Here is a 14,882-nt window from a genome sequence, read left to right as displayed (position 1 = left end):
TTCTCCTTGTGGCGGTTCCCGGGCGGAAGACTCGAGGCGCGACCGGGCTGCTCGGCGTGCGGGGGTGAGCTGGCGGAGGGGACTGTCACTCGGTCGTGGGGGCGTTTTCCAGGCCGCGCAGGACAGTTCGGAGGTAGGACAGCCCGTCACGGGCGAGGGCGTCCTGCGACGGGGCAAGCGGCCGCCAGATCGAGGCCGCGGTGGCGATGGCGTCGTTCTGCGCGGTGAACGACTCGATGCACACCGCGCCGCCGTAGCCGGTCGTGGCCAGGCCGGCGAGGAAGCGCGGCCAGTCGAAGTGGTCGGCGCCCGGGGCGCCGCGGTCGGTGCCGCTGACCTGGACGTGCTTGATGTGCGGACCAGCCGTGACGAGCGCCTCGTAGGGGTCGGCCTCCTCGATGTTCATGTGATAGGTGTCGATCATGAGACCGACGTTCGCGGGCAGGCCGTCGATCAGCTCCACCGCCTGCTCGACCGTGTTGACGACGCTCGTCTCATAGCGGTTGAGGGCCTCCACGCCGATGCTCACGCCTCGTTCCCCCGCGTGGTCGGCCACTGGCCGCAGGGCGCGGCGGACGTCCGCGTAGCAGGCCGCGCGCTCCACCGGTGACATGCGCCAGGTCCGCCCCACCGCGGCGTAGACCGGGCCGCCGACGCAGGGCGCGCCGACGGCGACCGCACTGTCCACACACGTTTTCAGGTACGCCACGGTGGAGGCGACGGCCTCCGGCGGGGCGTTCACGAGGTCACGTCCGGGCGAGGTGACCGCACAGATACCGACCGCGCGCAGGCCGTACGCCGCCAGCAGGTCCCGGGTGCGGGCCGGGTCCCAGTCGCCGGGTTGCTCGATCGGCAGCTCGACCGCGTCGAAACCGAACGCGGCGATCCGCGGCACCAGCTCGGCCATGGCCTCGTCGTCGACCGGCGAGGCCCAGACCCACGGGTTGACACCGATGGTGTACACCGGACTACTTCCAGCGCCGCGGGTAGCCGGGCAGTTCGGTGCAGCCGCACATCGCGTAGTGCAGTGGCGGCATGGTGGGGTCGATGTACTCGTCCAGGTTGTCCTCGGTGATGGTCGGCTGCGGCAGCTTCCACGGGTTCGGCACCTGCTCGCCGTCGAGGATCTTCAGCGCGGCGATGATCGGGGTGCGCCACTGGTAGGTCGGGTAGGTCGGGGCGATCGCCGTGAGCTTCTTGTCCTTCCACAGCTTCAGGAAGTCGAGCTGGTCCTCGCCGTTGATCGGCGGCACGGGCTTGCCGGCGTCCTCGAACGCCTCGACGGCCGCGCCCGCGACCGCCCCGGCGTCCATCCAGACGCCGTCGATCGTGCCGTACCGCTGGATGTAGTCGTTGACGATCTTCTTGGTCCTGGCCGGGTCGCCGTCGGTGAACTCGACGCCGACGACGTCGACGCCCGCCTTGTCGAAGGCGACCTTCGCCGCGGACCAACGGGTCTCCAGCACGTCGACGCCGGGCAGGATGCGCAGCGCGAGCACCTTGCCGCCCCGCTTCATCTTCTGGGTGACGAACTCCGCCGCGACATGGCCGAATCCGTAGCCGCCGATCGGGTTGATGAACGTCACCGGGCAGGTCGTGTCGACGCCGCGGTCGAAGACGATGACCGGCAGGCCCTTCCGGCAGGCGGCCTCCACGGCCGGGGTGAGCGTCGCGGTGGTGTTCGGCGAGACGATGAGCGCGTGGCAGCCCTTGCCGAGCAGGTCGTTGATGTCGGCGATCTGCTTCTGGTCCTTGCCTTCGGCGTCGACGTGGACGAACTCGGAGATCCGGCCGCGGTGCGTGTCGACCTCGGCCCGCATGGTCTTGAAACCGACCTGGCGCCAGGGGTTGTTCAGCCCCGCGTTGGAGAAGCAGATCTTGTGCGGCCCGGGCTTCCTGAACTTCGCGGTCTCCACCATCGCCGGGTTGAGCGCCTGCTCCCAGGGCTTGCCGGCCGGCCCGGTGGGCGCGGCGTCCAGGAGCGCGAGCTGCTTGTCGTAGTCGGCCTGCACGAAGAACTTCGACTGCTCCCCGGTGCCCGACCCGGTGCCCGCGGAGGGCGACCCCGATGCGCCGGTGGCCGGCCCGTCGGTGGAGCAGCCGGCCATCACCAGTAAGGTGCTCACGGCCAGCACCGTCATGGAATGCCTCACTGAATCCCCCTTATCTGGACGGGAAACGGAAGGACGCCGCCGCCACGGTGAACAGAATGATCGCGCCCTGGACGGTCGGTTCGAGGGCGCCGGAGACGCCGTAGAAGTTCATGAGCGTGAAGAGCGTCTCCAGGGTCAGCGCGCCCAGCATCGCGCCGACGACCGAACCGCGGCCCCCGCCCAGGGCGACACCGCCGAGGACCGCCGCGGTGATCGCGCCGAACTCGAGGCCGGCACCGGCCTGGAACGACACTCCGCTGTACCCGCCGATGAGGACCGCCGCGAGGGTGGCGGCGACTCCGCTGAGGACGAACGCCATGGTCTTGGCGCGCCACACGCGCACGCCGCTCAGCTCGGCGGTCCGCGGGTTGCCGCCGACGGCGACCAGGGTGTGGCCGAAGTCCGAACGCGTCAGCACCAGCGCCGCGGCGGCCGCCACCAGCAGGACGACCAGGGCGTACGGTATCCGGCCCAGCACGGGCACATCCTCGAACGCCGACCGACCGAGTCGGCGGAACTCCTCGGAGAGGCCGCCCTTCGGGGCACCGTCGGTCCACAGGTACACGGCACCGACGAGGATCAGGAACATCCCGAGGGTCGTGATGAACGACGGCACCCCCAGCAGCGTGGTGACGAGGCCGTTGACGAGGCCCACGGCGATGCCGAACACGAGCAGGAGCACGGCGACAGGCCAGCCGGCCGACGGATCGCCGTCGATCAGCCGGGCGGCGATGACCACTTGCGCGGTGACCAGAGAGCCGACGGACAGGTCCAACTCGCCGGAGACGATCACGAAGTACTGGCCGGCGGCGAGCAGGATGACCGGCGCGGAGCGGCCGAGGAACGACATCAGCGACGGCGGCGAGAGGAAGTCCGGTTGGCGGGCGGTCAGCAGAATCAGCAACACGGCCAGGATCACGAGGATCGGTGCGAGACTGCCGGAGCGGAAGGTGAGGAGCCGCGGCGGGCGTGCGATCTGCATGCTATGACGCCTTTCGCATCGCCCGGCGGGCGTAGACGGCGACCGCCGCGATGATGATCACGCCACGGATCACCTGCTTGAAGAACGCGTCGACCTCGAGCTGGTTGAAGATGGCGTCGATGCTCGCGAGCAGCAGCACGCCGCCGACCGTGCCGACGACGCCGCCGCGCCCGCCGGCCAGGGCGGTGCCGCCGAGCACCACCGCGGCGATCGACTCCAGGTCGTACAGTCCCTCGGTGCCTACCCTCGGTGCGCCGGCGCCGAGGCGACTGGCGAGGTAGACACCGGCGAGGCCGGCGCAGAGGGCGCACAGCACATGGGCGGTGACGAGGACCCGGCTGCCCCGCACGCCGGAGAGCCGGGCGACCTCCGGGTCACCGCCCACGGCGATCAGGTGGTGGCCGAAGCGGGTGCGCGCCAGCAGGAACCAGGCCGCGGCGGCGACGGCCAGCAGCAGCAGGAACGACAGCGGCACCGGGCCGATGCGCTGGTACCCCAGGCCCTGCACCAGGGCGGGTGCGGTCTTGCCGGCCGGGCCGTCGTATCCGTTGTCGAGGTATCCCTTCAGCAGCAGTCCGACGCCGACGGTCGCGATGAAGGGGTTGATCCGCGCCGCGGTGACGAGCAGGCCGTTGACGAGGCCGATCGTGGCGCTGACGGCGAGCGTCAGGCCGATCGCCGGCAGCAGCGCACCGTCGTCACCGGCCATGGTCTCGGCGGCGACGAGGGTGCTCAGACTGACCACGTACGCCACGGACAGGTCCAGCGAGCCCCCGACGATGACCAGCGTCTGGCCGACCGCGACGAGGCCCAGACCGGCGGCGACGTGCAGCAGGCTCACCGTCGTCGGCACGCTGAACAGCCGGCCGCCGTCGACAGTGACGATGAGCCAGCCGATCGCCAGGGTGAGGACCAGGGCGACGAACACGCCGGGCGGGGTCCGCCGGGCCGGCAGGGACAGCGCGCCGCTCATCCGGCCGCCTCCCGCGCGGTGCCGACCGCCAGGGCGACGACCTCCTCCTCTGTCGCGCCGGCGGGTAGCTCGCCGGCGATCCGGCCGTCGCGCATGACGATGATCCGGTCGCTCATGCCGAGCAGCTCGGGCAGCTCGGACGAGACCATCAGCACGGCGGCGCCGTCGCGGGCCAGCCGGCGGACGAGATCGTGGATCGCCGACTTGGCGCCCACGTCGATGCCCCGGGTCGGCTCGTCGAAGAGCAGGATCCTCGGGGCGAGCGCGAGCCACCTGGCCAGCACGACCTTCTGCTGGTTGCCCCCGGACAGGAAACGGATCTCCTGGTCCTCCCCTGCGGCGTGCAGCTCAACGGCCGCGAGCAGCTCCCGGACCCGCGTGGTCCGGGCACCGCGGCCGAGCCGGCCCGGGCGGACGGCGCGGCCGGCCAACAGCGCGTTGTCGAGGACCGACTGCTCGGCGACGATCCCCTCGCCCTTGCGGTCCTCGGAGACGTAGGCGATACCGGCCCGCATCGCGGCGCGGGGCGAGCGCAGCCGGACCGGCGCTCCGTCGACGGTCACCCGGCCGGTGCTGAACGGTGCGGCGCCGAACAGTGCGCGGGCCAGCGCCGACCGGCCGGAGCCCTGAAGGCCGCCGACGCCGAGCACCTCGCCGGCGCGCAGCCCCAGGTCGATGCCGCGCAGCTTCCGGTTGCCTCCGCCCCGGACGGTCAGCCGCACCGGGCCCAGCTCCTGCGGCTTCGCCGGGGCGGGGTAGTAGCTCGACAGCTCACGGCCCACCATGTGACGCACGAGCTGATCGGGGCTGGTGTCCGCGGTGTCCAAGGAGGCCACCGCCCGGCCGTCCTTGAGCACGGTGATCCGGCTGCACAGGTCGAAGACCTCCTTGAGGCGGTGCGAGACGTACAGCACGCCTATCCCGTGCGCCTGTAGCCGCCGTACGAGCGCGTAGAGCTGGTCGACTTCGTGGTCGGCGAGAGCCGCGGTGGGCTCGTCCATGATGAGCAGCCGCGCGTCGAGGGCGAGCGCCTTGACGATCTCGACCACCTGTTGTTGCGCCACGCCGAGTCGCCCCACGCGCGTGTCGGGCGGCAACGAACCCTCTCCGATCGAGTCGAGGAGCCGCGCGGTGTGGCTGAGCATCGCCCTACGGTCGACGAGCCCGCGACGCAGGGGCTCGCGGCCCAGCCAGACGTTCTCCGCGACGGTGCGCTCGGGCAGCAGGGTCAGCTCTTGGTAGACGATGCCGATACCGGCCTGTCGGGCCTCACGCGGGCTGCGGAACGTCCGCGGTGCGCCGGCGAACACGACCGTTCCCTCGTCGGGTTGGTGGACGCCGGACACCACCTTCATGAGTGTGGACTTGCCGGCGCCGTTCTCGCCGACGACCGCGTGCACCTCACCCGGCCGGACCTGGAGGTCGACGCCATCGAGCACCCGCACGCCGAGGAACGACTTGCCGATGCCTCGCAGCGCGAGCAGCGGCGACGGCAGCAGGCCAGACATCGTGGGAACCTCTGCATTCGCGTCGTCAGCAGGATCGATTCACCGATTGCGGAATCATTTGGGTACGGTCGGCAGGGAATGGCAGCTCCCGCCCGCGAGCTGTCGTCGAATAGCCGCGAACCTTCGCCGGACGCGATGGCGACATCGCGGCCCCCAGGGTAAGAGTCTTGATGAGCGCCTGGCAATACCACCGGACATCACAGCAGGACGTTCGCCGTCCGAACTGCGCGATGCGGAACGGCGATCATTCGACCGCGATTGATACGCCAAAATCTGTTATCGAATCGGCCCGTCCACAGTCGCGCACCCACCAACTACGACTGATGCGCGAAAATGTGTTATGGGCTCGGCCCGACGACAGTCGCGCACCGACCCACGACGATTGATGCGCAAAATGTGTTATGGACTCGGTTGCGCCCGATCCATATTGACTGTTGCGATACGCGGCTGCATGCTGACCCGCAGACCACGGGAGACGGTCGCTTCCGGTGTGACGCCCCCCTCTTCCGTAGGAACTTGACTGCCCGTCACGGCGGACGGGACGACGAGCTGACGGCACACGCGCGCCTACGACGCGCTCACGCACTCTGGCGCACAGCAGGTGCGGCCGGCGCGTGCCCGTGGTCATGCCATCGTTGCTCCGCCGAAATAGGAGACGGCATGCGTCGCATCATATTTATCTTCGGGGCGATCGCGAGCGTGCTCCTGTCGCTCGTCACCGCCCCACCGGCGTCAGCGGCGCCGACCTTCCGAGCCCTGGTCTTCACGAAGACGGTCGGCTACCGGCATGATTCGATCCCCGCCGGACTCACGATGTTCCGGGAGCAGGCGGCGGCCAACAACTTCGAGTTGGTCCATAGCGAGGACGCGAGCGTTTTCACCCCGGCCAACCTCGCCACCTTCGACGTGCTCATCATGTTCCAGACCTCGGGAATGGTGTGGACCACGGCGGCCCAACGTCAGGCGGTGGAGGGCTACCTCGCCAGCGGCAAGGGCATCGTCGCGATCCACAACGCCACGGACATGGGCATCGAGAACGAGTACCCGTGGTGGGACCAGACCATCAACGGCGGCGCTCACATGCCGGAGCACTCTCCCGGCGTGCTGGGCGGCACCGCCATCGTCGCGGACAAGAAGCACCCGTCGACGGCCGGCCTGCCGGACCGTTGGAACCGCAGCGAGGAGTGGTACAACTTCGACCGCAACCCCCGCGGCGACGTCCATGTCCTGGTCACCGCGGACGAGCGCACGTACAACCCGGGCCCCCGCGCCATGGGGCCGGACCACCCCATCTCCTGGTGCCGCAACACCGGCGGCGGCCGCGTGTGGGCCACCGGCATGGGGCACACCAGCGCGGCCTACAGCGAGACCCACTTCCGCAACCACGTCCTCGGGGGCGTCAAGTGGGCGGCCGGCAACGAGCCCGGCGACTGCGGCGGCACCGTGTGGAGCAACTTCGAGAAGCGCACCCTCGACGACAACACCGCGGACCCCATGGCCCTCGCGGTCGCCCCGGACGGGCGGGTGCTGTACGTCCAGCGGGCCGGGCAGCTCAAGATCTTCAAACCGACCACGAACAGCACCGTGACAGCCGGCACGCTCAACGTCTACACCGGCGGCGAGGACGGCCTCACCGGACTGGCACTCGACCCCGACTTCGCCAGCAACGGCTACGTGTACCTGTATCACTCCCCGGCCGGAGTCCCGACCGACATCAACCGGGTCTCCCGGTTCACGCTCACCGGCGACACCCTGAGCATGTCGAGCCAGGTGACGATCATCGACATCCCCGCGACCCGGGACCGCACGTTCGCCGAACCCGGACACACCGGCGGGTACATCGAGTTCGGCCCCGACGGGAACCTCTACATCGGCACCGGGGACGACGTCCCACCGAACCTCGACTCCAACTGGCAGGGCTACGCCCCGCTGGACTGGCGGCCGGGCAAGGCCAACCTCGACGCCGCCCGCACCGCCGGCAACACCAACGACCTGAGGGGCAAGCTCCTGCGCATCCGGCCGTCGGCGGGCGGCGGCTACACCGTCCCGGCCGGCAACCTCTACCCGCAGGGCACAGCGCAGACCCGGCCGGAGATCTACGCGATGGGCTTCCGCAACCCGTTCCGCTTCTCGATCGACCCGGCCAACGGGTGGGTCTACCTCGCGGACTACGGCCCGGACCGGAACCCTCCCGCGACGAACCGCGGCCCCGAAGGGCTCGTCGAGCTCAATGTCATCAAGGCCCCGGGCAACTACGGCTGGCCGTTCTGCCACGGCGACAACCAGGCCTACGCGCCCTACAACCCGGACACCCGCGTCGTCGGCCCCAAGTTCAACTGCAACGCGCCGGTCAACAACTCGCCGAACAACACCGGCCTGACCAGCCTCAAGCCGATCGTCGCGCCGAACATGTGGTACGGCTACGGCGTCTCGCCGAACTTCCCCGAACTCGGATCCGGCGGCTCGGGGCCGATGGGCGGACCGGTCTACCGCTACAACGCCGCGAACCCGTCCGGGACGAAGTTCCCGCCCTACTACGACGGGGTCCACTTCTTCTACGAGTGGTCGCGCCACACCGTCAAGGAGGTCCACTTCGACTCCGCGACCGCCGTCACCCGAACCAACCCCTTCATGCCCGCCGCCAAGTTCCTCAAGCCGATGGACATGGAGTTCGGGCCCGACGGCTCGCTGTACCTGCTCGAGTGGGGCACCAACTTCGGCGGTGGCAACAACGACTCAGGGCTCTACCGCATCGACTACAACCACGGCGGACGGTCGCCGATCGCCAAAGCCACCGGAACGCCCACCAACGGGGACGCGCCACTGAACGTGCAGTTCAGCAGCGCGGGGTCCACGGACCCGGATCCCGGCAGCACGCTCAGCTACCACTGGGCGTTCGGCGACGGCACCACGTCCACGGCGGCCAACCCGTCACACACCTACACCGCCAACGGCAACTACACCGCCCAGCTCAAGGTCACCGACAACACCGGGAAGACGGCCTTCGCCAACGTGCCGATCACCGTGGGCAACACCGCACCGATCGTCACCATCACGATCCCGCCCAACGGCGGCATGCTGAACTTCGGCGACCGCGTCTCGTACAAAGTGTCCGTCTCGGACCCCGGCGGCGGGCCCATCGACTGCACCAAGGTCCTCGTCAATCCCGCCCTCGGCCACGACGACCACCAGCATGAGACCACGGACTACCCGGGGTGCTCGGGCACCATCGAAACCAAGCTGCTCGGCGGGCACCCTGACGGCGCCAACCTGTACTACGTCCTCAACGCCCGCTACACCGACGACGGCGGCCCCGGCGGTGCGGCCCCGCTCACCGGCTACGCCCACACGATCCTCCAGCCCAAGCACAAGCAGGCCGAGTTCTATACGGACCAGTCGGGTGTGCAGGTCGTCGAGCAGGCCGGCGCGGAGAGCGGCAAGCGGGTCGGCAACATCTCCGACAACGACTGGATCGCGTTCAACCCGATGAGCCTGTCGGGCATCACGAGCGTGAGCTACCGCCTGTCGTCGCCGAGCGGCGGCGGATCGATCGAACTGCGCGCCGACTCCCCGACCGGCACACTCCTGGCCACGACACCGGTGCCCAGCACCGGAGGCTGGAACAACTACCAGTCCACGCCGGCGGTGAACACCGCCGATCTCGCCGGCTCGCACCGGCTCTACCTGGTGTTCAAGGGCACCTCGAACAACTGGTTCGACCTCGACTCACTCACCTTCGGCGGCAACGGGGTCGGCGAACCGGGCAGCGGCGGCGGTGGCGTGGCCGGTCGCACCTGGACGGTCGCGGCGCAGCACAGCGGCAAATTCATGGACGTCAACGAAGCCTCGACCGCTGACGGCGCCCAGATCGTCCAGTGGCCGGCCACCGGCGGCAGCAACCAGAAGTGGCAGGCCGTCGACGCCGGTGGCGGCGCCGTCCACCTGAAGGCGGTGCACAGCGACAAGTGCCTCGCCGTCACGGGCGGGTCCACCGCCCAGGGCGCGTTCCTACAGCAGTCCACCTGCGACAACAGCAGCCCGCAGAAGTTCCTCGTCACACCGACCACCACGGTCGGCGTGTACACGGTGCAAAGCCTCCCCAGCGGACTGTGCGTCGACGTCAACGGCGGCTCCACGGCCGACGGCGCACGACTCCTGCAATGGAGCTGCCACGGCGGCACCAACCAACAGTGGCGGTTCACCGCCGTCTAGCCCGTCCGGACGGGATGCCCGGCGCGGTCGCGCGCCGGGCATCCCACCCTACGAACCACTGGTGCTTGTCGCCGTCGGCGCCACCGCGGTGGAGGCGTCGTTGAGCGGCGGAGCCGTCCTTCTGCCTGCCGAACAGAGAAAGCCGCGCGCCGACCTGGCCGTCGGTCGACCCGGTGTTCGTTCATGGAACTCGGAAGGGCCACCGCGCAGTGGCAGGTGGCCCTTCCGGCATGCCGCGTCAGCTCAGGGCAGGGTCCATTTCTGGTTGGCTCCGCCGTGGCAGGTCCACAGGTGTACGAGGGTGCCGTCCGCGGAGGTGGCGCCGGACACGTCCAGGCACTTGCCCGACTGCGGGTTGCGCAGCGACCCGTCCGGGGCGGCCTGCCAGTTCTGGTTGGCGCCACCGTTGCAGGACCACAACTGGACTTTCGCCCCGTCCGCCGTGCTGTTGCCGCTGACGTCCAGGCACTTGCCCAGCGCCTTGACCGTCGACCCGGGCGTCACCGTCCACTGCTGCCCCGCCGAGCCCGTGCACGAGGAGATCTGCACCGCCGTCCCGTCCGCCGAGCCGCCGTTGCGGACCTCCAGGCACTTGCCCGCGAGCCCCACGACCGGACCCGTACCGGGTGTCGGGCCGCCGCCCAGCTCCTTGAGCCGGACGTTGCGGAACGACACGTCGTCCCCCGTGCCGTGATTCTGGATGCCGACGTGGCCGGCGAGCGAGCGGGCGGGGTCGGTGTTGGTGAAGTCATTGATCTTCACGCCATTGAGCCAGACCTGGAGCCGCTCGCCCTCCACCAGCAACTCGAAGGCGTTCCACTCGCCCGGTGGGTTGAGCGCCGCGTCCCGGGCAGCCGTGTCCGGGGCCTTGACGGCGTAGATCGAGCCAGTCGTGCGGTCAGGCGCGTCGGTGGCATCGATCTGGACCTCGTAGCCGTTGTTCAGTGCCGACTGCGGGTCGCTCGACGGTGGGAAGCCCACGATCACGCCGGAGTTGTCGTCGCCGGGCATCTTCCAGTCCAGCTTCAGCGAGTAGTTGGTGAACTGCCGGGCGCTGTACCAGAGCATGCCCATGCCGCCGTGCGAGGCGAGGGTGGCGTCCGAGTTGGTGAAGCCGCCCGGGCCGGCCTGCGACCAGCCGGTGGTCGAGCCGTTGTAGAGGGTCGCATAGCCGGTCTCGGGCCGGCAGTCGGCCTTGGTCCGGCCTGCCGCGTACCGGATGCCGCCGAGCAGGTGCGCCCGGAACGCCGGCTCCGCGTACGACGCCTGGCTGTGCCCGCCGCCGGTGTAGAAGGACCGGCCTCCCGAGTGGCTCTTGCACCAGGTGTGCGGGTGGTCGGCGCCCATCGAGCCGCCCGAGTACGACGACTCGTCCAGCGTGGTGAGCACGCGCGCGGTGGTACGGGGGTTGGTCCGGAAGTTGTACCACTCGTCGGTGCGGGTCCATGTCTGCGGCAGGTGGGCGGTCGCCGCGTGCGCGCGCCCCTCCACCTTGACGTTTGCCTGCTGGATCGCGGGGTGCGAGGCGAAGTAGGCGCCGACCAGATCGCCGTAGAACGGCCAGTTGTACTCCGTGTCCGCGGCCGAGTGGACGCCGACGAAGCCGCCGCCCGATCCGATGTACGACTGGAACGCCGCCTGCTGGGCGTCGTTCAGGACATCGCCGGTGGTGTTGAGGAAGACCACCGCCTCGTAACGGCTCAGGTTGCTCGTGGTGAAGTGGTTGCCGTCCTCCGTGGCCGTCACCGTGAAACTGTTCGCCGCGCCGAGGTCGCGGATGGCCTGGATCCCCGCCGGGATCGAGTCGTGTCGGAAACCGGCCGTCTTGGAGAACACGAGGACGTCGTAGGGGGTGTCCGCGGCATGGACGGGGCTGGGCTGCCCGAGGAGGGCCAGGGCGGAGAGTGTCGCGATCGCCCCACCAAGCAGGGTTCGGGGTTGTCTGCGCATGTCCGTCGCTCTCTTGTCGGTGACAGAAATCAGGGCAGGGTCCATTTCTGGTTGGCTCCGCCGTTGCAGGTCCACAGATGTACGAGGGTGCCGTCCGTCGAGTTGGCGCCCGACACGTCCAGGCACTTGCCCGACTGCGGGCCGCGCAGCGACCCGTCCGGGTTCGCCTGCCAGTTCTGGTTGGCGCCGCCGTTGCAGGACCACAACTGGACTTTCGCCCCGTCGGCCGTGCTGTTACCGCTGACGTCCAGGCACTTGCCCAGCGCCTTGACCGTCGACCCCGGCGTCACCGTCCACTGCTGCCTCGCCGAGCCCGTGCACGACGAGATCTGCACCGCCGTCCCGTCCGCCGAGTTGCCGTCACGGACATCCAGGCACTTGCCCGCGAGTCCTACGACCGGACCCGTGCCGGGTGTCGGGCCTCCGCCGGGATTGAAGGTGAACGCGTCGACGTCGAAGAGGAATCCGGAGCCGCCGGTGAAGGTCAGGTAGAGCGTGGTGGTGCCGGCCGGTGCACCGGAGACCGAGCCGCTCACGGTGGTGAAGTTCGTCCACGAGCCGGTGACCGGGACGGTGGCGGAGCCGAGGACGGTGCCGGTCGGCGAGCCGGCCCGGACCTGCAACGTGCCACCCGCGCCGGCTGACGACACCCGGGCGCTGAACGACGTGGCGTTGCTCAGCTTGTACGGCTCGAAGGCGATCCAGTCGCCGTTCTCGATGTCGCCGACGGACTTGCCGCCCTCGGCGGTCGACTTGTCGTAGGTGGCGATGCCGGACGATGTCTTGTAGTGCTCGGCCTGCCGGTGCTTCGGCTGAAGGATGTGCTGCGTGTGCGTGGTGAGCCCGGCGCTGTCGGTGTACTCGGCGTCGAAGACACCGAAGATGTTCGCCGCGTCGTCGTGCTCGCCGTCGACGGGGATGGTGATCGTGCCGGAGCACCCGGTCTTCGAGGTGATCGGGTGGCCGTGGCTGTCATGGCCGACGATGTACGTCAGCTTGACCTTGGCGCAGTCGACCGTGCCGTCCTCCGGATCCGTCACGGTGATGCTGTACGGCACGGTGTCACCGAAGGCGAAGATCTCCCCTGCGGCGGGGCTGTTGATGGTCACCGTCGGCGCGGTGTTGCCGACCGTGATCCGCACGTCGGCGGTGCCGGTGGCACCCTGCGGGTCGCGCACGGTCAGCGTGGCCGTGTAGTTGCCGTTCGTGTCGTACGTCTTGGTCGGGTTGGCGGCGGTGGAGCTGGTGCCGTCACCGAAGCTCCACGCATATGTCAGTGCCCCACCCTCGGGGTCGGATGAGCCGGCCGAGGAGAACGCCACGGTCAACGGCGCCGCGCCGGAGGTCCGGTTGGCGCCGGCCATCGCCGTGGGCGCCCGGTTGCCGCTGCCGACGTGGTCGAAGCGGTAAAGGGCGGAGTACTGGTCGCCCTGGTACAGCCCGGCGCCGTAGTCCAGGACGTAGTAGGAGCCGTCCGGGCCGAACGCCGAGTCGATCACCTGCTTGCCGGTCCAGGGGAAGCTGTCGATGGACCCCGGGGAGCCGTCGGCGTTGAGGTGGATCGGCTTGATCCAGCCGCGGCCGAACTCCGTGGCGAAGAACTGCCCGTCGAACGACTGCGGGAACTTCGTGGGCGAGCTGACGTCGGGGTCGTACCGGTACACCGGGCCCGCCATCGGTGACTCCGAGCCGCCGCCGAACGCGGGCGGGCTGCCGGCGTCGCCTCCGTAACGGATCCAGGCGGCCTTGGCGGGGGGCAGCGTGCTCAAGCCGGTATTGCGGAACGAGTTGTTCGTCGGCCCGCCCGAGCAGTTGTACTTCGCGCCTGCCCCGTTGGTGGCGAAGTCCCACTCGGCGTACGTCTCGGAGGTCGTGTTCGTACCGGTGCAGTACGGCCAGCCGTAGAAGCCAGGGCCCGTGACGCGATTGAACTCGACCTGGCCCTGCGGCCCGCGCGCCGAGGTGGCGCCGGCATCGGGGCCGTAGTCGCCGACGTAGACGATGCCGGTGGCCTTGTCCACGCTCATCCGGAACGGGTTGCGCAGGCCCATCGCGTAGATCTCCGGCCGGGTCCTGGCCGTGCCGGGCGGGAACATGTTGCCTGCCGGGATCGAGTACGACCCGTTCTCGTTCACCTTGATCCGCAAGATCTTGCCGCGCAGGTCGTTGGTGTTGGCGGCGGTGCGCTGCGCGTCGAACGCCGGGTTGCGGTTGGTCCGCTCGTCGAGTGGGGAATATCCGGCGGACTCGAACGGGTTGGTGTCGTCGCCTGTGGACAGGTACAGGTTGCCTGCCGCGTCGAAGTCGATGTCTCCGCCGGCGTGGCAGCAGATACCTCGGTCGGCCGGCACGTCGAGGATGTCCACTCTGCTGGACTGGTTGAGCGTGAAGTCGGCGTTGAGCGTGTACCGGGAAAGCCGGTTGACCCCCTGCCACGCCGACCAGTTGCCGCCGGTGGTGGGTGCGTCGCCTCCCGGTGTGGACAGCGGCGGGGCGTAGTAGAGGTAGATGTGCCGGTTGGTGGCGAAACCCGGGTCGACGCCGATGCCCTGCAACCCGTCCTCGTCGTGCGCGTACACGGGGATGCTGCCGATCACCCTGGTGGTGCCGCCCGCGTCCGTGCGGCGCACGGTCCCGTTGCGAGCGGTATGCAGCACCGACCGGTCGGCGAGTACGGCCAGCGACATCGGTTCACCGACCTCCGCGACCCCGCGGGCCAGTTGGACCTGCTGGAAGTCGGCGGGGTTGATCGGGTGCGCCGAGGCCGGGGTCGCGCTGGGCAAGGCCGCGATGAGAGCGGCGGCGACCAGGAGCAGAGCCGAACCGATGGCCTGCCAACGCGCGGGAGCCTTGATATTCATGAACATGACAATGCAGTCCCCTTCCTGAACAGGTGGCTGCCAGGCTTGGGGCGCGCGCTGCCGCGCCGATGCCGTAGCGGGATGTCGCCGCCTCGGCCCGCAGGAATGTGCTTCAGCAGGCCACTACGCCGAGCGGGGGCAACGGCTCGGAAACGGGAGAAGTCGATGGTTGCCGCGCTGTCGGGTCACATCGACGACCGTGACGGTACGCCGACAAGGCTAGAGGCCTTCGGTCCACTATGT

General features: G+C 69.5%; 8 protein-coding genes. 1 reads left to right on the top strand and 7 read right to left on the bottom strand.

The features are described 5' to 3' along the window. Positions 1–85: 85 nt before the first annotated feature. Genes ACYVO2_RS19725 through ACYVO2_RS19705 form a run of 5 tightly spaced genes read right to left on the bottom strand, consistent with a single transcriptional unit; the run spans position 86 to position 5,616 of the window. The gene (locus ACYVO2_RS19725; RefSeq protein ID WP_461009205.1) at positions 86–964 is read right to left on the bottom strand and encodes a sugar phosphate isomerase/epimerase family protein; all 879 of its coding nucleotides are present in this window, start codon (positions 962–964) and stop codon (positions 86–88) included. 4 nt (positions 965–968) lie between these two features. Further along, positions 969–2,141, bottom strand: a complete 1,173-nt coding sequence (locus tag ACYVO2_RS19720; protein ID WP_461009204.1) for a substrate-binding domain-containing protein — start codon at positions 2,139–2,141, stop codon at positions 969–971. A gap of 22 nt (positions 2,142–2,163) precedes the next feature. Further along, positions 2,164–3,135, bottom strand: coding sequence for an ABC transporter permease (locus ACYVO2_RS19715; RefSeq protein ID WP_461009203.1), 972 nt, complete (start codon positions 3,133–3,135; stop codon positions 2,164–2,166). A gap of 1 nt (position 3,136) precedes the next feature. Next, positions 3,137–4,108: an ABC transporter permease gene (locus tag ACYVO2_RS19710; RefSeq protein ID WP_461009202.1), complete on the bottom strand. Its 972-nt coding sequence runs from the start codon at positions 4,106–4,108 to the stop codon at positions 3,137–3,139. After that, positions 4,105–5,616 carry a sugar ABC transporter ATP-binding protein gene (locus ACYVO2_RS19705; RefSeq protein ID WP_461009201.1) on the bottom strand — a complete coding sequence of 504 codons (1,512 nt, stop codon included), beginning with the start codon at positions 5,614–5,616 and terminating at the stop codon, positions 4,105–4,107. Before ACYVO2_RS19705 ends, ACYVO2_RS19710 begins: the two co-directional genes overlap by 4 nt. A gap of 660 nt (positions 5,617–6,276) precedes the next feature. On the opposite strand from ACYVO2_RS19705, the gene ACYVO2_RS19700 reads away from it, so the two are divergent. After that, a complete protein-coding gene (locus tag ACYVO2_RS19700) occupies positions 6,277–9,828 on the top strand; it encodes a ThuA domain-containing protein (RefSeq protein WP_461009200.1) in 3,552 nt (1,183 codons plus the stop codon). A 243-nt stretch (positions 9,829–10,071) separates the two neighbouring features. Here the strand turns inward: ACYVO2_RS19700 and ACYVO2_RS19695 are convergent, their stop codons facing one another. Further along, positions 10,072–11,778 carry a ThuA domain-containing protein gene (locus ACYVO2_RS19695; protein WP_461009199.1) on the bottom strand — a complete coding sequence of 569 codons (1,707 nt, stop codon included), beginning with the start codon at positions 11,776–11,778 and terminating at the stop codon, positions 10,072–10,074. A 29-nt stretch (positions 11,779–11,807) separates the two neighbouring features. Beyond that, positions 11,808–14,645 carry a carbohydrate-binding protein gene (locus ACYVO2_RS19690; RefSeq protein ID WP_461009198.1) on the bottom strand — a complete coding sequence of 946 codons (2,838 nt, stop codon included), beginning with the start codon at positions 14,643–14,645 and terminating at the stop codon, positions 11,808–11,810. Positions 14,646–14,882 lie beyond the last annotated feature (237 nt).

The organism is Streptomyces capparidis (assembly GCF_054782095.1).
The sequence above is the reverse complement of the archived record's forward strand: the minus strand, read 5'-3'. Positions and strand labels throughout refer to the sequence as shown.